Source organism: Stenotrophomonas sp. YJH_SMC_105-26 (genome assembly GCF_059368915.1).
Window position 1 is genome coordinate 34840 of the sequence record NZ_JCAFSD010000010.1, and the last position, 23594, is coordinate 58433.

Below are 23594 nucleotides of genomic sequence, written 5' to 3' on the forward strand. Positions count from 1 at the left end.
GGTTGTGTGCAGATGAACGCGACCCGGATGGCGGCAAGTGCCCGCCATCCATGGCTGCGCTGGAAGCGGGGCGATCCAATGCCCCGATGGGCGGCAAAATAGGGGAATTGCTGCCCCTTGCGCAACCCGGGCATGCGCGCGCGTGATACACAGCGTGACGTTTGATCGATGTGATAATCATTCGCGTTTAAGGTAGACTGCGGTCCCTTGTGAACCGGCGGCCCTGGGCCGCTTCTGCCGCCGCTGATGAAGCACTTTGTTCCGCCTTCGCGCCGTGGTCCGCTGGCCCGCGGCTTGGCCGCCTTGATGATGGGTCTGCTCCTGGCCACCCCATATGCCCATGCACAGCAGCGCAACCCGCTGCAGAAAATCGGCCACACCGTACTCGACGAGCCGGCGGCCAGCTATCGCTTCGAGCATTTCGTGGTGGACAGTCCCGACCAGCAACGCCGCTGGCGGGTGAACCTGGCGATTCCGGCCAAGGCCGGCAAGACGCCATCCCCGGTGCTCTACGCGCTGGACGGCAACGCCGTCGCCATGGTCCTGGATCAGCCGTTGCTGGCCGAGCTGGCCGCGCGCAAGGCGCCACCGGTGCTGGTGCTGATCGGCTACGACAACGACCTGCGCATCGATTCCAAGGCGCGCACCCGCGACTACACCGCATGGATCGACCGTGCCGACGATGAGAGCGGTACGACCCAGGCGGTCGGCGGTGGTGCTGCGGCCTTCCTGGATGTGATCGAACGCCGCATCAAGCCGGAAGTCGAGCGTCGCGCACGCATCGATACGCAGCAGCAAGCGCTGTGGGGCCACTCGCTGGGTGGATTGTTCGTGCTCAATGCGCTGTACACGCGTCCGGCCGCCTTCCAGTCCTATCTGGCCGCCAGCCCGTCGCTGTGGTGGAGCCAGGGTGCGGCGCTGGGGGATCCGGAACAACAGTTCGTGCAGAACGTGCACGGCCAACCGGCAAGGCTCTGGCTGATGCTGGGCGGTGCCGAGCGTGTCGGTGATCGCGGCAAGCGCGACATGAACAATCCGCGCGTGGTCGCGCACCTGCGCCGCATCGGTGGCGCCACCCCGGATGCGGCGATGCAGCTGTCCGAGCGCTTGGGCAAGGTGCCGGGCCTGAGCGTGCAGTACCGCGAGTTCCCCGGCCTTGGCCACGGCCCGATGCTGCCGGCGTCCTTCCATGCGGCGCTGCATGAGCTGTACGGCGTGACCGATCGCAGCGCCGGCGATGGCGCGCCCAATGGCGGTGACAACGCCGCCGAATGAATCCCTTCGCACGCGCTGCCGTGCGACCCCACTACCCAGGCGAGGCTGCCGACGTGCAGCGGCCCAGGCAACCGATGACCCCCGCGCCACGTGGCGCGGCCTACGTGTGCAAGGAGCCTGCCATGTCGTTCCGTCCGTCTCTCCGTCTTACCTCTCTCGCTGCCGGCCTGCTGCTGGCAGTGACCGCCACCGCGCAGCCGGTGTTCGACCAGCCGGCCAACGCCACCTTCAAGGGTGAGGTCGTCTCACGCGGTGAGAACGTGGTTCCCGGCAGCACCGCCGACGTGGTCGGCCGTGGTTTCGTGCCGGGCCAGAAGGTCAGCCTGCTGCGTGGCGACAGCGTGCTCAACGCACAGCCGGTGGTGGTCGATGCCGATGGCAACTTCAAGACCCAGCTGAGCATTCCGGCCGACGCGGTGCCGGGCACCCACCCGGTGGTGGTGCGCGCCAGCCAGCCGGCTGCGGCCACGGTGCTGAAGCTGCGCGTGTCGCCGCAGTTGCCGCTGTCCGGCCAGGCGCAGTTCGCCACCCGGTCCAGCAAGCTGGTGCCGGGCCTGTACCAGTCCGCCTACAGCGCCGCCAGCAACGCAGTGTTCGTGACCTCGGCGGTGGGTCGCCCGCCGGTGACCCAGTCGCAGCTGCTGAAGCTGGACCCGACGTCGCTGAAGGTGACCAGGGCGATCACCCCGGCGCAGGTGCCGGGCAGCACCAATGGTGCGGTGTACGCGGTCTACGGCGTGGGCGTGGATGACACCAACGGCAATGTCTGGGTGACCAACACCCGCCAGAACTCGATCGCGGTCTACCGGCAGAAGGACCTGTCGCTGGTCCACCAGTTCCCGGCCGACACTGTGCCGCACGCGCGCGACGTGGTGGTCGATGGCACCCGCGGCAAGGTGTTCGCCTCGGCCACGGGCGAGGACCACCTGTCGGTGTTCGACGCCAGGACCTTCAAGGAGCTGCCGGCAGTGACGCTGGAATCCGGCGTGGACGACGGCACGTTCACCCCGATGAGCCTGGTGCTGGACGAGAAGGGCGGCAAGCTGTTCACCGTCAGCATCGGCACCCCGGAAGCGGCGGTGATCGATGTGGCCAGCGGCAAGGTCGAGAAGGTCATCGATCTGGGTAATTCGATCAGTGCCTCGGGCGTGGCCTTCGATGCGGCACGCAACCGCCTGTACGTCGCCTCGCAGGGCACCGACAACCTGCTGATCGTCGACGTGGCTGCCGGCAAGGTGCTGCATGACGTGCCGGTCGGCGCCGGTGCGCTGAACGTCGCCTTCGATGATGCCTCCGGCCTGGCCTATGTCAGCAACCGTGGCGCTGGCACGGTCACCGTGGTGAATGGTGACGGCAAGGTGGTCGCCAATCTTGATGGCGGCACGCTGCCGAACCACGTCCGCGCCGATGGCAAGGGCAACGTGTTCGCGGTGAACAAGTCGCGCGGCGCTGAGGACCCGAAGGGTGACCGCATCACCCGCATCACCCCGAAGCAGTAAGTCACACGGTGGGGCGGCGTGCGCGCCGCCCTGCCAGCAAGGAGAACGAGCATGAACATCGCGTCCCGTCTGCGCCTGTGTGCGCTTCCGTTGGCTGTTTCGCTGGTACTGGCCGCCTGTGGCGGCGCGTCGACACCGCCTGATGGCCAGAAGGCCGCCGAGCCGCCCGCCGCACCGGCCGCTGCCGAAACCGCGTTGCCGGCAGGCTGGCAGCGCGTGGCCGGTGCCGAGCTGCCGGCCGTGCATGACCAGAAGGCGATGCTGCCGGCCAAGGTGCATTCCGATGACGGCGCCGATATCGAGGTGACCGATACCAGCCGGATCATTGCCGGTGGCGACGACGTCATCGCGGTGATCGAAGCACTGGGGCTGGGCACGCAGGTATTCGCCGCGCCGACCAACACCACCACCCAGGCCGGCCTGGCCGCGCCGCACCAGTTCCTGTTCAACCGCAACACCGGCGTGGAGGGCGTGCTGAGCCTGCAGGGCTCGCTGTTCCTCGGCAACAGCCTGCGCCGCCACACCGAGCTGGCCAAAAAGCTGCGCGAAGTCGGTGAGCCGGCGGTGGTCATCGATGATCTGCAGCCGGCCCCGGACAAGGTGCGCAAGGTCGCCGCCGCACTAGGGCTGGCCGAAGCGGGGCAAACATTGGCCACGCAGGTGCAGCGCCAGCTCGACGAGGCTGCAGCGATTGGCAAGGGCCTGGGCCATGCGCCACGACTGATCCACGTATCGGCCACCGGCGCTGGCGGCTCGCCCACTGTTGCCGGTGCCGACAGCGCGTCAGCGCAGCTGATCGCGCTGGCCGGCGGCATCAACATCGGCACCGAGGCCGGGGTGAAGAACTACTCGCAGCTGAGCAACGAGGGGGTGGTCGCCGCGGCACCGGAGGTGATCCTGGTGACCGAGCATGACCTGCGGCTGTTCGGCGGTGCCGAAGGCCTGTGGAAGGCGTACCCGACGCTGAAGCAGACGCCGGCCGGGCAGTCCAATCGGGTCTGGGTGATGCCGGATGTGCAGCTGAAGTACACCAGCGTGGGTTCTGGTGCGGGCGCGCTGGCGCTGGCCAAGGCCCTGGCAGCCTTGCCGAAGGCATGAGTCCGGCGGATCGGCGCCGCCGTCGCGGGCGGACGATGTTGATGGTGGCGTTGCTGGCGCTGCTGGGGGCAGTGCTGGCGTCGTTCGCCGTGGGTCCGTTGCGGTTGCCGCCGCTGGAGGTGATGCAGGCGCTTGCGGTGAAGCTGGGCCTGCTTGACCCAGGGGCAGTCAGCAGCCGTGATCTGGCCGTGGTCTGGCAGCTGCGCATTCCGCGCGCCCTGTTGGGCGCGATGGTCGGTGCGTCGCTGGCGATGGCCGGTGCCAGCCTGCAGGGCCTGTTTGGCAATCCGCTGGCCGACCCCGGCATCGTCGGTGTCAGCCAGGGTGCTGCGCTGGGTGCGGTGGCTGCCATTGTTCTCGGCGCTGCCGGTGCGGCCGGCTGGCTGGTGCCGGTGGCAGCCTTCGTCGGCGGCGCGCTGGCGATCGGCCTGACCTATGCGCTGGCCCGGCCCGGCAAAGGCAGTGGGAATGCCACGCTGCTGCTGGTCGGCATCGCGATGGCCGCGTTCTGCTCGGCGCTGATTGGTTTCCTTACTTACATCGCCAGCGAAAGCGAGCTGCAGTCGCTGGTGTTCTGGCAGATGGGCTCGCTGGCGCGCGCCAACTGGGCCGACGTGGCCGCGGTGGTGCCGCTGTTTGCGCTCGGCGTGTTTGCGCTGCAGCGACTGGCCACGCCGCTGGACATGCTGGCGCTGGGTGAGCGCCAGGCGCAGCACCTGGGGCTGGACGTGACCCGTACGCGGCGTCGCCTGGTCGCGTTCAGTGCGCTGCTGGTGGGCGCAGCGGTGGCGTTCGCGGGCTCGATCAGCTTCGTCGGCCTGGTGGTGCCGCACGTGGCGCGACTGCTGGTCGGCCCGGGTCATCGCTGGCTGCTGCCGTTGTCCGGGCTGCTCGGTGCGCTGCTGATCGTGGTGGCCGACACCGCCGCACGCACGCTCGATCCACCTGCGGAGATTCCGCTGGGCCTGTTCTCGGCCGCGCTGGGTGCTCCGTTCTTCCTCTGGCTGGTGCTGCAGCAGCGCCGCAAGGCGGCGCCATGAGCGTGCTGCTGAAACTGCACCAGGTGGTGGTGCGCCGCCAGCAGCGCGAGATCCTGCATGGCATCTCGCTGGCGTTCGAACCGGGCACGGTGACCGCGCTGGTTGGCCCGAACGGCGCGGGCAAGTCTACGTTGCTGGCGGTGGCGGCCGGTGACCTGCGCGCCGATGCGGGCGAGGTGAGCCTGTTGGACAAACCGCTGGCCAGCTACAAGGCCGGGCCGCTGGCACGCGAGCGCTCGGTGATGCCGCAGGAACATGGCGTGCGCTTCGCCTTCAGCGTGGAAGAAGTGGTGGCGATGGGACGGTTGCCGCATCCGCCGGATCCGCGTGTGGACGATGCACGGGTGGAAGCTGCCATCGATGCCGCCGAACTGCAGGCGCTACGCCTGCGCGAAGTGCAGCAGCTGTCCGGTGGCGAGTCCGCCCGGACCACGTTCGCGCGCGTGCTGGCGCAGGACACGCCGCTGCTGTTGCTTGATGAACCGACCGCGGCGCTGGATCTGCGCCACCAGGAGCGTACGTTGCGCAGTGTGCGTGCCTGTGCCGAAGCCGGCGCGTGCGTGATCGTGGTGCTGCACGATCTGAACCTGGCCGCCGGCTATGCCGACCGCATCGTGTTGCTGGAACAGGGCAGGGTGGCCGCCGATGGCACGCCGCTGCAGGTGCTCACCGAAGACAACCTGCAGCGGGTCTATCAGCAGGATGTGGTGGTGCTGGAGCATCCGCGGCGCGGGGTGCCGTTGGTGGTGGTGACGTAGTCCGGATCTGCTGCCGTCGCCGCGTATCATGTCTGACCGGTATTCCCTCAATGGACTGATGCAATGATCTGTAGCATTTCGCGCGGCACGCTGCTGGCCGTGTTGGTTGGCTTCGCAGGCGCTGCGACTGCGGCTTCCACCTCTCCGGTTTCGCTGACCGATGCGGCGGAGAATGCCTCGCTGATCGAGATACGGCATTCCGCTGGCGCGGGTTCTCCTGTTGCGTCCATCCGGACGCAGTACTTCGCCAGCGAGGAAATGTCCGTGAGTTGGGATGACCAGCAGGTGCTGGTGCTTTGCAAGGAGGCGGCATACCTGCAGATTCCCCCTGCCAAGCTCAAGGCCGGTGCGTTGAGCACCGAGCAGCGGCAGATGATCGTCTACCAGGCGCTGATGTCCGGCCTGGGTGCTGTCGCGGGCGTGGTCGGGCCGGCGGGCGAGATGGTGGCTGTGGCGGATGACGGAAGCGAGACCCGCAGCATTGGCGAAAGCCATTGGGCGTACGGTATCGAGCGCTACGACGTCACCACCCAGCGCATGCCGGGCGGCGCGCTGCGTGTGCATTCCCGCAAGACCGAGACCGTGAACACGACGCCCCCGGCGAGCCCGGACGACACGTTCAGCACCGAGGATGACCAGGCGGCACGCCTGTCCGAACTGGCGCCGGTGGGGAGCTGGACCGAGGTGCTGATCCATGGTGGCCCGCGGCTGCCGCACATTGACCCGGCGACGTCGCTGAAGGGGTGGATTTCGATGGGGGATGACCAGGCGGCGACCGTGGCCGAGGCGCGCACGCTGCACGGCTGCAAGTAAAGGCTGAGAGGTCAGAACCCTTTGCCCAGGGGCAAAGGGATCTGACCCCGATCATTGTCGGCCTCATCGTTCCATTTATGTTTGCAATATTCACTTGCGCGCCAGATTGGCAGGTCTAGAATGCGCCCCATGAATCGGATGCCGCTCCTGAAGTTTTTCACCCTGACCCGCGCCAACGCGGAACGGGCGTGTCTGCCTGGAGCCCCACGAGGCCGTTGAAGCGGCCATCGCTGGACCTTCGACAGAGCGCCCCCCGGGGCGCTCTTTTTGTTTTTGTTAGTCGACTAACAGTCGACTCTACCCAGTCGACGCTACCCAGCCGACGCTATCCAGTACCGCAAAGGAGAACGTGCCATGCACCAGATCGCCGAGACCGAACGCTAGCCGCGCACCCTGTCGCCAACCGGGGTGCGCGGCCCCTGAAGTTGGCCTTGCAGGAACCTCTTTATGAACACCCAGACCCTTTCCCGTCGTCGCAACCTTGGCATCATTGCCCACATCGACGCCGGCAAGACCACGCTGACCGAACGCCTGCTGTGGAAAAGCGGCGAGATCCACCGCGTCGGTGAAGTGCACGACGGCAACGCGACCACCGATTTCTCGGCGATCGAACGCGAACGCGGCATCACCATCGGCGCTGCCGCCGTGCAGGCGCAGTGGGCGCCGCGCGACCTGCCGCCGCATCGGCTGACCCTGATCGACACCCCTGGCCACATCGACTTCGCCATCGAGGTCGAGCGTTCACTGCGCGTGCTCGACGGCGCCGTGGCCGTGTTCTCGGCCGTGGATGGCGTGCAGCCGCAGTCCGAAACCGTGTGGCGCCAGGCGCGTCGCCACCGCGTGCCGCTGATCGCTTTCGTCAACAAGATGGACCGCGTCGGCGCTTCGTTCGAGCGCGTACTGGAGCAGCTGCGGGACAAGCTGCGTGCGCGGCCGTGGGCGCTGGGCGTGCCGTTGGGCAGCGAAAGTGGCTTCAACGGCTGGGTCGATCTGGTCGATGAGCGCGTGCTGCAGTGGCAGGATGGTGCCGCAACCACGGTGACCCCGTGGGAGCAAGCGACGCGGGCCCAGTGGCAAGCCCAGCGCGATGCGCTGGTCGAGGCCGTGGCCGATCACGATGAGCAACTGGCCGATGCCTGGCTGGAAGGTCGCGTGATCGATGCCGGGCAGCTGCGCGCGGCGATCCGCCGGGCGACGCTGGCGGGTGCGGGCGTGCCCGTGCTGGCCGGTGCTGCGTTCAAGGACAAGGGTATCGAGACGCTGCTGGACGCCGTGGTCCATTACCTGCCGTCGCCGCTGGATCGCCCTGCCGTCAGCGCCGAAAGCGATGAGGGCGAGGTCGTGCTGCCGCCGGACCCGGACGGTCCGCTGGCCGGCCTGCTGTTCAAGATCACCCACCAGCAGCACGGCGCGTTGAGCTTCGTGCGGCTTTACTCGGGCACCTTGAAGGTGGGCGATGCGGTGGCCAGTTCGCAGCATCCGCAGGGGCGGCGTGTCAGTCGCCTGGTGCGGGTGCAGGCCGACCAGACCCACGACATCGAACAGGCCGTGGCCGGTGACATCGTTGCAGTGCTGGGCTGGAAGGATGCGGTCAGTGGTGAAACGCTGAGCGGTCGTGCGCAGCCGTTGCGCCTGGAGAACATCCAGGCACAGGCACCGGTGCTGGCGTGGCGGTTAGAGCCGGCGCGTGCGGCCGACCTGATCCGGATGGCACAGGGTTTGGCCAGCCTGGCCCAGGAAGATCCCTCGTTCCGCGTCGAAACCGATCGCGACACGGCGGAGACCCTGGTCTGGGGCATGGGCGAACTGCACCTGGAGGTGATGGTCGAGCGCCTGCGCAGCGAATGGAAGGTCGACGTAGGCGTAGGTGCGCCGCGCGTGGCCTACCAGGAGACGCCGATGCGTGCGATGACCGGCGTCGTCGGGCGGCTGGTCAAGCAGACCGGCGGCCAGGGCCAGTTCGCGCACGTGGTGCTGGATGTATCGCCGCGCGAGGACGACCAGGTCGTATTCAACGACCGCATCGTCGGTGGCGTGGTGCCGCGCAGCTTCATCGCGGCGGTGGAGAAAGGTGTGCGTGCTGCGCTGTCGGAAGGCCCCCAGGGCCATCCGGTGGTCGGCATCGAGGTCAGTCTTGTCGATGGCCAGACCCATGCCAAGGACTCCTCGGAGATGGCGTTCCATCGCGCAGGCGCCGAGGCGATCAAGGCGGCGCTGGCCGAAGGCGGCACGCAGCTGCTGGAGCCGGTGATGGCGGTGACGGTGCATTCGCCGTCAGCGTCGGTGGGTGATGTGGTCGGCGACCTCAACCGCCGCCATGGTCGCATTGCCCGCATCGACGATCAGGATGGTCGCGCCGAGGTCAGTGGCTTCGCACCGCTGGCGCAGCTGGTGGGCTATACCACCTCGCTGCGTTCGCTCAGCCAGGGGCGGGCCAGCAGCGAGGCGCACCTGCATGGCTACGAGCCGGTGCGCGCTGCATGAAGAAGGTGAGGGGAGCCCGTTCGCGGGCTCCCTTTTTTGTGGGTTCGGGTTTCCGCATCCATGCGTGGCGTGGATTTACCGGCTGATCGGGTCGCGAGCTCTGCACTAGATCCACGCCATGCGTGGATGGGGCCCTCGCGATGCGTTTTTTTGCATTGCGATGCAACAAAACTGCAGAAAAAGCTGGATTAAAGTGATGCCTCACGATAAATTGCGCACCCCCCGTTGCTCGCCGCCGCCCGCACCCCTCTCATGCGTGATGACAAAGACCCCGGAACCCTGGAGCTGACCCTGCCGCGCAAGCGCGGTCGTCCGCCCAAGTTCGGGTATGCGATGAGCGATGCGCAGCGGGCCGCACGCTATCGTGCGCGCCGGGCAGGGCAGGCCAACCACGCCGATGTGCGCTCCTGCAGCGACATGGTGCTGCTGGACAAGATCCGTGCAGCGGTGAGCGCGCGCGACACCGAACTGGCCGGGTTCCTGGTCCACGTGCTCTGGCAGCGCTACCCCCTGCAGCTGAAGTAGTTCGCTGGCGGGGTGGCCGTTGTCATCGAGCTTGTTGATAATGCGGGATTCAGGTTGTTCCCGCTGGCGTGCCCGGGATGGCAGGCGCGCATGATCGAACGGTTCCCAAGATGACCACCACCAGCGACACCACCACCGAAGCGGCGCCGAGCGGCGCTCCCCTGTTCTATACCCGTCCGGTGCCGCTGCAGGCCGATGTGCACGCCGATCTGCGCATCCTGCCGGGCAAGCTCGAGTTCGCCGCCGGCAACAACGCCATTCCGCTGGTGCTGGGCGAGTTCTCGCTGGCGCTGCATCATTTCCCGATCCTGTTCGCCGGCCCCGGTGCGGTTCCGATGGCTGCCGTCGGCGTGTCCGACCAGAACCTGTTCATCAAGGACGGCCTGTGGGAAGACGAGGCCTATATTCCGGCCTACCTGCGCCGCCACCCCTTCATCTTCATCGACACCGGCGCGGAGAATGACTTCCTGCTGGGCATCGACGAAGAAAGCCCGCGCGTGGTCAAGGGCGGCGAGGAAGGCCAGCCGCTGTTCGTTGACGGCAAGGCCACCGAAATGGTGCAGCAGGCGCTGGAGTTCTGCGGCCAGTACACCCGCGAGCACGAACAGACCTTGGCCTTCTCCAAGGCCCTGACCGACAACGGCCTGCTGGTCGAGCGCAACGCCACCGTGCGTACCCCGGATGGCCGCGAGTTCAACCTCAATGGCTTCCTGGTGGTGGACGTCGAGAAGTTCGTTGCGCTGCCGGAAGCCACCGTGGTCGAGTGGCACCGCAGCGGCTGGCTGGCACTGATCCACCAGCACCTGATGTCGCTGGGTCGCTTCAGTGACCTGACCCGTCGCCAGGTCGAGCGCCTGGCCGCCTGATCAAGGCATTGGCAGGGTTCCCGCTGGGCGGGAGCCCTGTCCGGCCTTCAGCACGTCCAGCAGGCGCCGCGCATCGGCCCAGTCCGGCGCGGCGTCATGCGCCAGGTCGACCAGCTCCGCCGCGATGGCCGCATGCTCGCATTGGCCCAGCATCTGCAGCGTGCCCTGCAATCGGTGCGCGTGATGGCCCAGTGCCGATGCATCCGCTCGATCAATAACCCGCTCCATGTTGCCGAGCTCATCGTGGATGTCGGCGATGTAGGCCGCGTCCATGTCAATCGTCTGCGCGGCTGCGCCCAGGCCCTCTGGTCGCGCAATGTCGAGCGCAGGCAGCAGCTGGGCGGCGCGCAGCGGCTTGGCCAGCACCGCGTCGAAGCCCGAGCGGTGGCAGCGTGCGCGATGACGCCGTCCGGTGCGGGCAGACAATGCGATCAGGCGAACGGTGCGCCCGGCAGACCCGCGTAGCTCGCGCGCCAGCACGTGACCATCGGCGCCAGGCAACCCAATGTCGATCAGAGCAACGGAGCGGGGCTGTCGTGCCTGTTCGGCCAGGGCACTGGCCGCATCTTTCACGGCGCACACCTCTGCGCCCCAGCGCCGCAGCTGTTCGGCGATCACGTGGCGATTGAGCTCGTGGTCCTCGACCAGCAGCAGGTGCAGTCCGGCCAGTGGCGTATCGCCCACGGGCATGTCCTGGGCATCCACGCCGGTGCCAGCCGGGCACACCGGCAGGCGCAGGATGAAGCGACTGCCACGGCCCAGCACGCTGTGCACGGTGAGGTCGCCGCCCATTGCGCGGGCCAGCTCGCGCGCGATGGAAAGCCCCAGCCCACTTCCGCCACGCCGCTGTCCGCTGCTGCCTTGCTGGAAAGGCTGGAACAGGGTGGCTACCTGCGCCGGCGCGATGCCGATGCCGCTGTCGATCACCTCCAGCAGCAGCGCCCGAGGACGCGCCGCCGGCATCAGTTGCAGGCGCAGCTCGATGCGGCCGGAATCGCTGAACTTCACTGCGTTCGCCAATAGATTGCTGGCAATCTGGCGTAGCGCATCGGCGTCCACCAGGATGTTCGACGGGGATGCGCCCTGGGCATCGAGATGCAGCTGCAGGCCTTTCCGCTGGGCCTGTGGCCGGATCGCCTCCAGAGCCTGCCGGCACAGCTGGGTTGCATCGCAGGGTTGCGCATGCGGCTTGAAAGCGCCGCTCGCAAGGCGCGAAAAATCCAGTGCGCGATTCAACAGGCTGCGCAGGGATTGGCTGGCGCTGCTGGCAGCGGCGAGCAGGTCACGCTCGCCCTTGGGCAATGTCGATTGCCCCAGCAGCTCGATCGAGGTCAGCACGGCCTGCGCCGAGTTGCGCATCTCGTGGCTGATCACGCCGATGGCATGCGCGCTGCTTCGGTCACCGCGCGCCCGCAGGTGGCGCATTGCGAGCCACAGCAGCGGCAGGGCAATCAGCAGTGGGGCCAGCAGCAGCCACCCGCGCGGGGGCGACGCCTGCATCCAGTCCAGTGCATTCCCGGCCGCGGCAGGCAGGGTCTGGCCTGCCCACAAGTGGAGCAGGCCTGCGTGCTCTTCCAGAGTGATCTCCCGCAATGCCTGTTCGATGCGCCCAAGCAGTTGCTGGTCTTCCCGGCGAACCAGCAGGTAAAGGTCGGTGGAGAAGCCGCTATCGAACGGCTGCAGGCGCAGGCTGCCATTGAAATGGCGTCGAACCAGGGGGCGCAGCGTGAGCTCCAGGCCAATCGCCACGTCCGCCAGGCCGGTTTCGACTGCCGCCAGTGCTGCATGCCGGTCTGGCAGCTGCCGCAGCCGGACCTGCGGGTGATGCGCGTGCAGCCAGCTGGCGTAGGGTCCGCCTTCAACGACGGCGATGACCCGGCCGTCGAGTTCGCGCATCTCCCGTGGCAGCCACTCGCCGGCGCGTCCGGCCAACAGGGTGGCGCCGCCACGGAACGGGGTGGACGCGGCAAGGCCGGGGCAGGGCAGCGCCTGGTGCCTTGCGCCGCCAAACACCATGACCAGGTCAGCCTCGTGATGGCATGCAGCGAGGATTGATGCGGCGGTTGTCGGGTAGGGGTGTTCCAGGAAACGGAATTGGGCGTGCCGCGCCACCAGGTTGGCATAGCCATGGGCGAGCGTTGGCGGTGATGACGGATCGGCCAGGGCCGCGGGCAGGGGGCGCAGGGAGGGAGTCGTGGCGACCCGTACAGTGCTGCCCGGCAGCCAGCGTGGCGAGCGGATATCTTCGGCCGAGGCAGCCGGCAGGAGAAGGAGCGCCAGCAGCCCCGTGGACAGGAAGCGGCGGCGCAACGGCGGCTGGCGCCTCACGGTGTCTCCAGTCGTTCGCGCAGTGCGTAGATTTCCACGTCGCTGCGCAATCCCAGCTTGCGCAGCACAGCCACCTTCTGCGTGCTGACAGTCTTGATGCTGCGGTGCCGCCGCAATGCGATCTCGGAGACCGTCAAGCCTTCCAACAGCAGGCCGAGTACTTCGCGCTCGTTGCGGCTGAGCTCGCCGCGATCGCCGGCCAGCCTGACGTCCGGTGGAACCCGGGTCAGGCCCTGGGAAACACGTACGATGGCGTCGGACAATGCAGCAAGCGGTTCGGCCTTGCTGACGAATCCGTGGAGTCCGGCATCGATCAGGCTGTTGAGGTTGGTGGTGGGGCAGAGCGTGGCGAAGGCCAGCAATTGCGTGCGCGGAAATTCCCGGCGCAGCAGCGCAACCAGCTCGAGGCTACCCAGGTCGTCACGGGCAAGCGTGAGATCGATGATGGCCACATCTACCGGTGTGCGTTGCAGGCTGCAGAGCAGTTCGTTGCTGCAACCGTGGCTGGCGACGATGTCGAAGCGGAGATCGCCTGACAGGTGTAGGGCGGTGCCGCGACGGACGACTTCGTGATCGTCCAGGAGCGCCAGGCGAAGCCGACGCGGTGCAGGAAATCCATTCATGCGCGGGAGGTGGTCGGCGCCCATGGGCGTGGCCGCCATTCTGGCGCCGCTGTCGCGTCGAACATCGAATTCGTTGCGTTTTTACGACTATTCCTAAAGATCGATGGATGCAGTTGATCGGCCGGGGCTTACGCATTCGTGACGTAAATGGATGGGGTGCTGCAGGCGTCCCGTCGTGGCTGCCGGAACCATTAATGTGACGCGTCACGCCGGCGTGACCCTGCGCCCCTGACCTGACTGGTTGACGCCGTCAGGGCAGGGCAGGGCTATCGAGTCTGCACGCGGGGGATCGACATGCGACCCAGGAACTGCGCCGGGGTGATGCGGGGCAACTGTTTGGCATGGGCGTCTGAGAAGTGGCGCAGGCCGCCCCAGAGTGCGGTGTCTCCGATCAGGAAGCAGCGGTGCTGGGCACGGGTGACGGCGACGTTGAGCAGATTGGGCTTGCTGGAGGCCCAGTGCGCCGCGCCCACCGTGTCCGTGTCGCAGCCCAGGACCATCCAGACAATGCTTTCCTCCTTGCCCTGGAAGGTGTGCACGGTGCCGACGCGCTCCCTGCACCACGTGCGCAGTTCGGTGGTGCGTGGCGCCTGCGTGCCGGGTGGGGCATCCGGGCCAAGCCAGGCGTCCTGGCTCCGCAGTCGCTCGAGCAGGGCATTCTTGATGCGCTTGAAGGGCGAAATGATGTAGACCGGGGGAAGGCTTCCGGTGCTGTGGTAGAGCGCGGCCAACGCCTGCTGCACCAGGTCGATCTGGCACGGCACGACCTGCTTGTCGCTGGTGCGGCCGGGGGCGTGTACCCAGGCGCTGCTGCCGATGTCCAGGCTGTCGGCGGGTGGCCGCGCCGCACTGGGTTCCCAGGGGTTGGAGAAGATCATCTTCCCCTCGTAGGCAATCGTGTTGGCAATGGAGAACATCGGTTCGACGCAGCGACGATGCACGCGCAGCGGACTGCCGATCCAGAGCGGCGAGCCGCCGGACTCCATGCGGGCACCGAGCGGGTTGGCCTCGTCGGCCAGTACCTGTACGGAGGTCTTGTCGGGCGAGACGTTCACGCCTGCGGGCAGTGCGCTGGTTCGGCCCAGCGCCTGCAGCAGCTTGACCGGCACGGTGAACACCGGCTCGATCTGCAGCGGATCACCCACCACGACCGCGCGCCTGGAGCGCAGCAGTGCACCGACTGCCGCCTGCGGCACGGCCTGGCCAGCTTCATCGATGAACAGCCAGCCGATCGAGTCCGGCCCCAGATGTCGGAACTGGCGTGCGACCGAGGCGAACGTGCTGGAGACAACCGGCACGATCATGAACAGGCTCTGCCAGATGGCCAGCGCATCGCGTGGCTCCTGCAGCCGCTTGCCACTCAGCAGGTGGCACAGTGCAATGACGTTCTGGGCGAAGCCGCCGCCCTTCTGCACCACTTCGTGCAGCCAGGCCTGGTGAAGCTGCAGTGCCGCCACGAAGAGATTGGCGCGCTGCTCGTTGAGCTGCTCGCTGTTCCAGACTCCCTTGATCTGCCAGTCCTGATCTTCCAGTTCGGCCGCGTCGGCGGGATGGGACGCGGTGCCGAATTTGGCTTTCAGTTGTTCGAGCTGTTGCGTCATTCCAGCCCATTGCTGCGCCCGTGCCTGCGCGGCGGCCGATGCCTCGGCCAGGGTGCTCGCGGTTTGGCCCAGGTGCTGTTGCGCCGTATCACATTGCGTCCCGAGTTCGAGCCCGCGCTGGGTCCATCGGTGCTGATGATCTGCGTTCTGCACCATTGCGGCCGCATGGCTGTGCGCGCGCTGCCGGTCAAAGATGCGGGCCCACCAGCCAGGCTTCTCTTCCCTGAGCAGGGTGCGTTGCGCCTTGAGCAGGGCGAGCTGTTCATCGGATCTGCTGCGCTGGCCCTCGAGTGCACGGCACTGCTGTGCAGCTTCCTCATGCGCGCGCTGTGCATCGCGAAGCTGGGAAGTCGTTTGCCGGCAGAAGCTCTCCTCATCGTTGCCGCTGATTTCACGGCTGAGCGAGGCAAGCCGATCCAGCTTTTCGACCAGGCCATTGACGATCGCATCGGCCTTGCCGAACGCCTGCCTGGCCTGCTGGAAGCTCATGGCTGCTGGGTTGTCCCGCCACTCCCAGAGCGACTGGTGGCGGGCGCGGTCGTAGCCCTTCGGGGTTTTGCCATCTTTTGGGGCGCTCCTGCTGATGGCCCGCACAAGTGCCTCGCGGTTGGCCTTCCTGCCCAGCGCGCAGCTGATCAACCCCCAGGCATCGCTGTCTGCCGCCGGTCGTTCATAGGCGCCCCTGCCGTTCCATTCGAGCAGGTTGCGGGCCAGTGGCCGCAGGTAGTCGAAGGTCACGTCCCCTGTGCTGTTGCGCCAGCGCGACCCTCCGGGCTTGCCCAGTGACCGGCTCTTCGGCAGGTCACGCGAAATATTCTCCACGGCGGCATTGTTCGACGATGCGACCACCATCTCGAAGCCGGTCAGGTCGGCCTTCAGTGGCGAGACCCTGCACGGCTTCTCACCTTCGAAGTTCACTTCGCGGGCTGGGCCGAGCGCAGCGGCTGGCGTCGCGTACTGTGACAATGCACGTGCACGCCGCACGATGTTCTCAGCGAAGACCTCACGCAACAACGTGGTCTTCCCGGTTCCGGGCGGGCCATTGACCGAGAAGATGCCTGAATCGCGCACCTGCTCGAAGATGCTGTTCACAGCGAACTGCTGCATCAGGCTCATCGTGTGTGCAGGATCGCCGGGCCAGTGGCCCCGATTGATGTGGCGCGGGCGCAGCCGGTCGGCAATCAGCGCATGGCCTTCTGGGGTGTAAAGGTCTTCGCGTCGGCTTTCAGGCAATGGGCTCAGATAGGCGCGTAGCGGCGCACTGGCCTTGCCCTGGTCGAGTGCGCCGATGGCCCGCGCGATATCCTCGACGAAGAAACTGTTGAGGATGCTGATCTCCGCGTCCTCTTCGGGCTGGGCCTCGTCGTCCTCGGCGTCGTCCGCTTCCGCCGTTGGCTCGTTGTCCGGCCCTGGGGGTGTGGCTTTTGCTGCCCGTTCCGGCTTCGGCTTGTCTTCAACGCTTTTCGCCCGGATGACCAGCAGCGGAGCGGACGCGTCGCCCGCGGAAGGGTCATGACCCGACCAGTTGCACAGGATGTCGAGCAGGCGCAACAGGTCGTCGGGGCTGCAGGGCGTTGGGCCCTCACCCTGTCCGGCGGGGGTGGCAGCGGCGCTGCGGAACGTTGCTACGTCGCGCTTGAGTGCTTCAAGGCTTGCCTGGAAGGCGTCGAAGTCCAGGCCCTGCAAGCCACGCCTGGAGATCGTGCCCAGTGCCCACGGAACGGTCGATACCGAGATTTCACCCAGCTGCAGCACGCCCTCGGCGCTTGCCCGCAGGCTGGCCGCGCAGGTCAGGCCTTCCAGTTCGGCCCGTTCGTCCTGTTCCAGCGACTCGTCTCCGCTTGGCGTCTCAGCCAGTACCCGCTGGGTGATATCGGCCAGCTGGGCTTTGTCGAATATGCCGAGGTAGACATCGAATCCGCTCAGCCTGCGACCGAATGGCAGGGGTGGGGACCACAGATCCTTCGGGTCCAATCGCTCGAGCTGATCCCTGGACAGCTGCCGTACGCTCCAGTCCGCGTCCTTCGACTCAAGGACCTGGCCCTGCAGATCGTAGGGTATGAAGAACTCAACCCTGTGCCAGAAGCTGAGGATCGCGCGATGACTGGCCTGCAACGTGTTGCGTCGTTCTTCCTTCAACTGCCTGTTCCTTCCATTGTGAAATCGGCCACGACCGGAATGCACCCTTCGTCGGCCATTGTGGCCGGCGCGCACAGCCCTGCATTGGCCATTAGCGGCCGCCGCGGTCGAGTCTTGAGTGTTCGCGACCCCGGCGCCAGCTACTGCAGGCAGGGCAGGGGCGGCGTCGCTGTACGCACGGGTCTGGCAGCGGCTGCGCGCGTGCCGGATGAACGATGCGGCAGCGGTGATGAATGCGACATCCGGCGCAAGCAGATGTCGACACGCCCTGCCGTCAGCAGGTGCTGCGTGGGGATGACCGCTGGCTCAGCGCACCGACTGCGGCACGCGCCTCAGCTTTGCGGTGTCGTAACCCATGGCCGCGATGCGCTGCACGGCCTGCTGGTAGTCGCTCTCGGACACCTGTGGCGTGCGTGCCATGTACCACACGTAGTCGCGCTTGCTGCGCGCGACGATGGTCTGGCCGTAGTCATCGCGCAGCCAGGCAATCACATACTCGGCCTGGATCGGCCAGATGAACTGCATGCCCCAGATGGCGCCGTTGCCGTCCTTCTCGACCCGTCCCACAGGGTGCATCGACTTCTGGGGGGCGTCGAAGCTGCCCTTGCGATAGGTGAACGTGGTCTGGATGCGCCCGTCGGGCTTCAATGCGTAGCTCTCCACCGCGTCGAAAGCTTCGCGCTCCGGCCATGAGGGGATGTGGGCGATCACATACCAGTCGCCCATGAAGCGTGGCACGTCCACTGAGGGCGGGCGGGGCAGGGGACGGGTATCGGTGGAACTGCAGCCGGAACCAAACAGGCTCAATGCCAGCAGGGGAAGCAGCGAGCGCATGCGCATGTCACACCTCAACGGGGGCGGAACAGATAGTGGGCGACCAGCCACTGCTGGCCGTCGTCGTAGCCGAACAGCTCGGCGCATGCCATCCAGAACATGCGCCAGCGCTGCCACCAGATCTTCGCGGCGGCCTGGCCGTAGGTCGCGACCAGCACCGGCATCACCGCCTCGCGTGCTGCATCCTGGTTGGCCAGCCAGTGGTCGGCCGTGCGCTGGTAGTGGGTGCCGTCCAGCAACCAGCGCTGGTCAAGCCGCAGGTCGCGCTGGAAATGCAGCAGCGTGTCGGCCGCCGGCATCAGGCCACCAGTGAAGAAATGGCGGCCCATCCAGTTGTCGCCGCCCTCGGTCTCGAACGGGTACATCAGCGTGCGGTGGGCGAAGATGTGCACGAACAGCGCGCCGTCGGGCTTCAACCACTGGCTGATGCGCGCCAGCAGGCGCTCGTAGTTGCGCACATGCTCGAACATTTCCACCGAGACGCAGCGGTCGAAGCGTGCGGTTGGCAGCTCGAGCTGGTTGACGTCGCGGGTGATCACCTCGACGTTGTGCAGCCCCCGGGCCTGGCACTGCGCCATGATGTGCTGGCGCTGGCTGTGCGAATTGGACACGGCGGTGATCGCGGCGGTGGGATAGCGCTCGGCCATCCACAGGGTCAGCGAACCCCAGCCGCAGCCCAGTTCGAGGATCTGCTGGCCATCGGCCAGTCCGGCGCGCTGGCCGTACAGCTCCAGCATGGCGTCCTCCGCCTGGTCCAGCGTTTCGCGCCCGGTGGGGTAGTAGCAGCTGCTGTACTTCAGGCGCCTGCCCAGGCAGGCCTGGAAGAAGGCCGCCGGAACCTCATAGTGCTGGCGGTTCGCCGCGTCGGTATGCAGCGCGAGCGGGCTGTCGGCCAGCTCGGCGATGCGACGGCCGAAGCGTGCGGACTGTGCTTCGATACCGCCCAGCATTTCCTCGTGCAGGCGTTGCGCGCACAGGCGACGGATGCCGGCGCGCAGCGCGGCATCGGGAACCAGGCCGCGTTCGGCCCAGGCGATCAGCCCGGTTTCCGCGTCGTCGGCCGGGGTCAGTGACGGAATCGCGCTCATGCGGAATGCTCCTTGGAAGGACGAGGGAACCAGAGGAAGAACATCGGCGTGCTGCGCTGGTAGGCGCGGTAATCGTCGCCGCGGCTGCGCAGCGCCTGCTTTTCGGTGAACGGAATGCCGCTCAGGTAGCGCAGGAACACATACATCAGCAGCGGGCCGGACCACGCCAGCCACCACAGCGGCGAGCCGACCGCGAGCAGGACATAGCTGAACCAGTGCAGCCACTCGAAGAAGTAGTTGGGGTGGCGGGAGTAACGCCAGAGCCCGGCGCGGCAGGTGCGACCCTGGTTTGCCGGATCCGCGCGGAACCGGGCCAGCTGATGGTCGGCCAGGCTCTCGCCGCCGACGCTCAGCAGCCAGACGAGTGCGGCGGCCACGACCCACAACGTCATGCTGGTCTGTGGATTGGCAGCCACCGCGACGAAGGGCAGGGCGAACAGCACGACCAGCAGTGCCTGGGCCATGAAGAAGCCGAAGATCTTGGCTTGATGCCCTTGCCAGTAATCCCGCAGATAACGGTAGCGACCGTCTTCCTGTTCGTGGCGGACCCGATGCCACAGGTGCAGTGCCAGTCGGCTGCCCCACAGGCCACCGAGCACGCCCAGTGCAATGCGTGGCGCCGCCGCACCATCGCCGAGCCACGCCAGCAACAGGGCCGAAGTACCCACGCCCTTGGCCCAGAGCACATCGACCACGCCGATGTTGCGGTGGCGCCGCTGCCAGGCCCAGCCCCAGCTCATCACCAGCACGGCATACAGCAGTACCCACACCAGATTGATCATGACGGCGCTCCGGCCAAGGGCGGTGGGATGGTGCGGGAGCCGCGACGAGCGGCCATGCACAGCAGCGAAAGCGCGATGCTCCAGCCCACCCCCAGCACCAGCAGGCCCTGCCACAGCGGCGCAGTGAATCGAACCGCATCGAAACCGCGCGCTGCGGAGAGATAGGCCAGCGGGGCCAGCAGCAGGCCGAACGCGGCTGGCAGGGCAGGGTGGCGCAGCAGGAAGCGCATCGAAGTGGTCAGCGTCATCGCAAACGCGGCCCACAACGCCATGATCCAAAGGGGCGGCGTCCAGCCCAGCGGGGCCGCGGCGTAGCGTACGGTGCCGCTGGCGGCGGCACTGGCGTCGACCAGCCACGCGCAGGCCATCGCCAACAGCATCAGCCGAAGATCCAGCCGAGGTTGCGGCGAGGTCAGCAGCTGGCTGCCGATGTAGAGCGACGCTGCCAGCAGCGCCGGCCATTGCCAGCCGCGCCCGGCGCCGGCCACGGCGCACAGCCAGACCAGCTGGTTGCCAAGCAGATTGGCCCAGAACCGGCGCACCTCAGCCGCCTTGACCCGATGCGCCAGCGGGACGATGCCCGGGGCGCGCCAGCAGCAGATGCGAAACGCCGATCGAACGCTCCAGGAAGCCGCCCTCGCAATAGGCCAGGTAGAACTCCCACATCCGGCAGAAGCGCGTATCAAAGCCCTGTGCCTGCACAGCGGGCAGCTGGGCAAGGAAGCGTTGGCGCCAGGCGCGCAGGGTCAGTGCGTAGGAGTGACCGAAATCCTGCTGGGCGACCAGCTGCAGGTCACTGGATCGGGTCTTGGCCGCCATGATCGCGTTGATCGACGGAATGAAGCTGCCCGGAAACACATAGCGCTTGATGTAGTCGACGCTGCGCCGTGCCTGCTCGTAGCGGTGATCTTCGATGGTGATGGCCTGCAGCAGGGCGACACCATCGGGCTTGAGCAGGCGCTGCAGCGTTGCCATGTAGGTGTCCAGGTATTCGGCGCCGATGGCTTCGATCATCTCGATCGATACCAGCTTGTCGAACTGGCCCTGCAGGTCGCGGTAGTCCTGCATCAACAGCGTGACCTTGTCCTGCAGCCCGGCGACGCGGACGCGCTCGCTGGCCAGTGCATGCTGCTCGGCGGAGATCGTGGTTGTGGTGACGTGGCAGCCGTAGTGCTGCGCCGCGTGCAGCGCAAAACCACCCCAGCCGGTACCGATCTCCACCACGCGGTCGCCCGGCTTGAGCTGCAGCTGTTGGCAGATGCGGTCCAGCTTGCGCCGCGAGGCGGATTCCAGCGACTCGCCCTCTTCGGCGAACAGGGCCGAGGAATACATCAGGTCTGGTGACAGGAACAGGGCGAAGAAGTCGTTGCCGAGGTCGTAGTGCGCGGCGATGTTGCGGCGGCTGCCTTCGCGGCTGTTGCGGCGCAGGCGGTTCCAGCCGCGCAGCAGCCAGCCTCCCACGCGCGCCGGGCCGTGTTCCATGCTGTCGAGCAGATCGCGGTTGCGCACCAGCAGCCGTATCAGGGCGACAAGGTCGTCACAGCGCCATTCGCCATGGATGTAGCTTTCGCCGGCGCCGACGCTGCCCTGGGCCGCCACCTTGCGATAGAACGCCGGGTCCTCGATGGTGACGGTGACATGCAGCTCACCGCGGGCATCGCCCAACCAGACTTCGCCCAGCGCGTCGCGCACGCACAGGCGGCCGTCGCGCATCGGGGCGAGCTGGGCCAGCAGGCGGCGGCGCAGGAAGGCATCCAATGCGCCGGGGCGCGGCAGCGCGACCGAAGGAATCATCGAATTCATCGCGGTTTCTCGGCAAGGGTAGGGTGGTCGTGTACGGGATTGCGTTTCAGCCACAGCCGCAACGCATGCCAGTGGATGGCGGCCACCACCTGGGTGGTCATCAGTGGATAGCAGGCCAGGACGCGGGCCAGCCCGCGGCCATCCAGGGGGTGTCGTTGCATGACCTGGGTGGCATCAAACTGGCGCGCGCCGTCGCGCCAGACCTGCATGTGCACGCGCAGGTCCTCATCAGGGCAGTTGAACCGCCAGTCGTAATGACAATCCATCGGCATGAAGGGCGAGACATGGAAGCATTTGTCGAACCGCCAGCGCAGCGAGGTGCCTTCCTGCGTGGCCGTTGCGACCGGCAGCACGTAGGCGTGACGTTCCTTCCAGGGTGTGTTGGTGATCTCGGCGACGATGCAGTCCAGCGTGCTGCCATCGGCCCGGTAGCAGTAGTAGAAGCTGACCGGGTTGAACACGTGACCGGCGAAGCGCAGATGGGTGAGCAGGCGGACCGGGCCGGTGGGCCGGTAGCCCAGGGTTGATGCAGCGTGGTCGCGCACTGCATCGGCCAAGGGCCGCGCGGGATCGCCGAAGTAATCGCTGCGACGGAACTCGGCCAGATTGCGGCGATTGATCGACCACAGCCAGCGCCCGGCGAACACGCTGTCGAGTTCATCCAGGTCGAGCAGCAGCTGTGCGATCGGATAGCGGAACGCATGCGGGTGTGGCAGGTGCCTGCGGTGCGCCACCTGCCCGAAGTAGAGCGCACTGGCGCTCATGCGGCCACCTCGCCGGGAGCCGCCATGACGTGGTGCGGTTCACAGGTGCGCAGTGCATCGACCACGCGGCGGGCGCTGCGGATGCCGTCCTCATGGAAGCCCCAGCCCCAATAGGCGCCTGCGAACCAGGTGTGGCGGCGGCCCTGCAGCTCGGCCCAGCGCTGTTGCGCGCGCACTGCGGCATGGTCGTGCACCGGGTGCGCATAATGCAGGGTGCGCAGCACCTTGCCCGGGTCGATTGCTTCGCTGCGGTTGAGCGTGACCACCAGGGGCGTGCTGCCGGGCAGGCCCTGCAGCTGGTTCATGCAGTAGCTGACCGTGCAGGGCGCAGCAGGGTCGCGGGGCACATGGGCATTCCATGCCGCCCACGCCTTGCGGTTGCGCGGCAGCAATGACGCGTCGGTGTGCAGCACCGCTTCGTTGGCCTGGTAGCGGATGGCGCCGAGCACGTCGCGTTCGATGGGGTCGGCGTCACGCAGCAGCGCCAGGGCCTGGTCGCTGTGGCAGGCCAGGATGACCTCATCGAAGCCTTCCACGCCGGCCGCGCTGTGCACGCGAGCGCCCCACGGCATGCGCTCGACCGACTGTACCGGGCACTCCAGCCGCTCATGCACCCGCCAGCGGGCGCGCAGGGCGTCGACATAGCGGGCCGATCCACCGCTCACCACCCGCCACGGTGCACGCCCGGTCATCTGCAGCATCTGGTGGTTGGCCATGAACTGGGCCAGATAGCGCGCCGGGAAGTCCATCACCGTGGCCGTCGGGGACGACCACAGCGCGGAGGCCATCGGCAGCAGGTGCTCGTCGATGAAGGCATCGCCGTAGCGCTGGCTGCGCAGGTACTGCCCCAACGTTGGGCCCTCGTCTTCTGCCAGCAACAGGGGGGCATCGCGGTAGAACCGGCGCAGGTCGGCCAGCATGCCCCAGAACCGCGGCGACACCAGGTTGCGGCGCTGGCAGAACAGGCCATCCAGCGAGGTGGCGTTGTACTCCACGCCGCTGCGCTCGCTGTGCATCGAGAAGCTCATCGTGGTCGGCTGCGAGGCTACGCCCAGCTCGTCGAACAGTGCGGTCAGCAGCGGGTAGTGCTGGGGATTGAACACGATGAAGCCGGTGTCCACCGCCATGCGGACGCCATCCACCTGCACGTCGTGGGTGTGGGTATGGCCGCCCAGATAGTCGTTGGCCTCGAACAGCGTGACGTCGTGTTCGCCGTCCAGCCACCAGGCGCTGGCCAGTCCCGCAATGCCCGAACCGATGATCGCGATGCGCAT

19 protein-coding genes are annotated in these 23594 nt (G+C 67.1%); 9 read left to right on the forward strand and 10 right to left on the reverse strand.

Features of this window, described 5'->3' with window-relative positions; all coding sequences use genetic code 11:
• Positions 1-246: 246 nt before the first annotated feature.
• The 9 genes from AC5P7F_RS18240 to AC5P7F_RS18280 all read left to right on the forward strand — a co-directional run bounded on the left by AC5P7F_RS18240 (position 247) and on the right by AC5P7F_RS18280 (position 10358).
• Entirely contained in the window at positions 247-1275 is a 1029-nt protein-coding gene (locus AC5P7F_RS18240; protein WP_075075978.1) for an alpha/beta hydrolase, read from the forward strand.
• 122 nt (positions 1276-1397) lie between these two features.
• Entirely contained in the window at positions 1398-2774 is a 1377-nt protein-coding gene (locus AC5P7F_RS18245) for a YncE family protein (RefSeq protein WP_046430484.1), read from the forward strand.
• A gap of 51 nt (positions 2775-2825) precedes the next feature.
• Entirely contained in the window at positions 2826-3872 is a 1047-nt protein-coding gene (locus tag AC5P7F_RS18250) for an ABC transporter substrate-binding protein (protein ID WP_164076842.1), read from the forward strand.
• Entirely contained in the window at positions 3869-4912 is a 1044-nt protein-coding gene (locus AC5P7F_RS18255; RefSeq protein WP_046430486.1) for a FecCD family ABC transporter permease, read from the forward strand. The genes AC5P7F_RS18250 and AC5P7F_RS18255 overlap by 4 nt, the downstream gene beginning before the upstream one ends.
• Positions 4909-5670 carry a heme ABC transporter ATP-binding protein gene (locus AC5P7F_RS18260; RefSeq protein ID WP_164076843.1) on the forward strand — a complete coding sequence of 254 codons (762 nt, stop codon included), beginning with the start codon at positions 4909-4911 and terminating at the stop codon, positions 5668-5670. The genes AC5P7F_RS18255 and AC5P7F_RS18260 overlap by 4 nt, the downstream gene beginning before the upstream one ends.
• A 63-nt stretch (positions 5671-5733) precedes the next feature.
• Entirely contained in the window at positions 5734-6483 is a 750-nt protein-coding gene (locus tag AC5P7F_RS18265; RefSeq protein ID WP_164076844.1) for a hypothetical protein, read from the forward strand.
• A gap of 447 nt (positions 6484-6930) precedes the next feature.
• Positions 6931-8967, forward strand: coding sequence for an elongation factor G (fusA, locus tag AC5P7F_RS18270; RefSeq protein WP_164076845.1), 2037 nt, complete (start codon positions 6931-6933; stop codon positions 8965-8967).
• A 252-nt stretch (positions 8968-9219) separates the two neighbouring features.
• Positions 9220-9492 (forward strand): hypothetical protein, encoded by a 273-nt coding sequence (locus AC5P7F_RS18275; protein ID WP_005409616.1) that lies wholly within the window; start codon positions 9220-9222, stop codon positions 9490-9492.
• Positions 9493-9602: 110 nt separating this feature from the next.
• Positions 9603-10358, forward strand: a complete 756-nt coding sequence (locus AC5P7F_RS18280) for a SapC family protein (protein WP_164076846.1) — start codon at positions 9603-9605, stop codon at positions 10356-10358.
• On the opposite strand, the gene AC5P7F_RS18285 is transcribed toward AC5P7F_RS18280, so the two are convergent.
• The 10 genes from AC5P7F_RS18285 to AC5P7F_RS18330 all read right to left on the reverse strand — a co-directional run bounded on the left by AC5P7F_RS18285 (position 10359) and on the right by AC5P7F_RS18330 (position 23594).
• Complete coding sequence (locus AC5P7F_RS18285) at positions 10359-12686, reverse strand: ATP-binding protein (protein ID WP_164076847.1); 2328 nt, start codon at positions 12684-12686, stop codon at positions 10359-10361.
• Entirely contained in the window at positions 12683-13333 is a 651-nt protein-coding gene (locus AC5P7F_RS18290; protein ID WP_230374552.1) for a response regulator transcription factor, read from the reverse strand. The genes AC5P7F_RS18285 and AC5P7F_RS18290 overlap by 4 nt, the downstream gene beginning before the upstream one ends.
• Before the next feature lie 242 nt (positions 13334-13575).
• A complete protein-coding gene (locus tag AC5P7F_RS18295; RefSeq protein WP_164076848.1) occupies positions 13576-17049 on the reverse strand; it encodes a DEAD/DEAH box helicase in 3474 nt (1157 codons plus the stop codon).
• 306 nt (positions 17050-17355) lie between these two features.
• On the reverse strand, positions 17356-17889 hold the full coding sequence (locus AC5P7F_RS18300) for a lipocalin family protein (protein ID WP_032961066.1): 534 nt from the start codon (positions 17887-17889) through the stop codon (positions 17356-17358).
• A gap of 8 nt (positions 17890-17897) precedes the next feature.
• Positions 17898-18971, reverse strand: a complete 1074-nt coding sequence (locus AC5P7F_RS18305) for an SAM-dependent methyltransferase (protein WP_100450030.1) — start codon at positions 18969-18971, stop codon at positions 17898-17900.
• A complete protein-coding gene (locus tag AC5P7F_RS18310; RefSeq protein ID WP_164076849.1) occupies positions 18968-19753 on the reverse strand; it encodes a DUF1295 domain-containing protein in 786 nt (261 codons plus the stop codon). Before AC5P7F_RS18310 ends, AC5P7F_RS18305 begins: the two co-directional genes overlap by 4 nt.
• Entirely contained in the window at positions 19750-20295 is a 546-nt protein-coding gene (locus tag AC5P7F_RS18315) for a DUF2878 domain-containing protein (RefSeq protein ID WP_069116852.1), read from the reverse strand. Before AC5P7F_RS18315 ends, AC5P7F_RS18310 begins: the two co-directional genes overlap by 4 nt.
• 1 nt (position 20296) lies before the next feature.
• On the reverse strand, positions 20297-21556 hold the full coding sequence (locus AC5P7F_RS18320; RefSeq protein ID WP_041863424.1) for an SAM-dependent methyltransferase: 1260 nt from the start codon (positions 21554-21556) through the stop codon (positions 20297-20299).
• Positions 21553-22320 carry a DUF1365 domain-containing protein gene (locus tag AC5P7F_RS18325; protein WP_014647127.1) on the reverse strand — a complete coding sequence of 256 codons (768 nt, stop codon included), beginning with the start codon at positions 22318-22320 and terminating at the stop codon, positions 21553-21555. Before AC5P7F_RS18325 ends, AC5P7F_RS18320 begins: the two co-directional genes overlap by 4 nt.
• Entirely contained in the window at positions 22317-23594 is a 1278-nt protein-coding gene (locus tag AC5P7F_RS18330) for an NAD(P)/FAD-dependent oxidoreductase (protein ID WP_049439856.1), read from the reverse strand. Before AC5P7F_RS18330 ends, AC5P7F_RS18325 begins: the two co-directional genes overlap by 4 nt.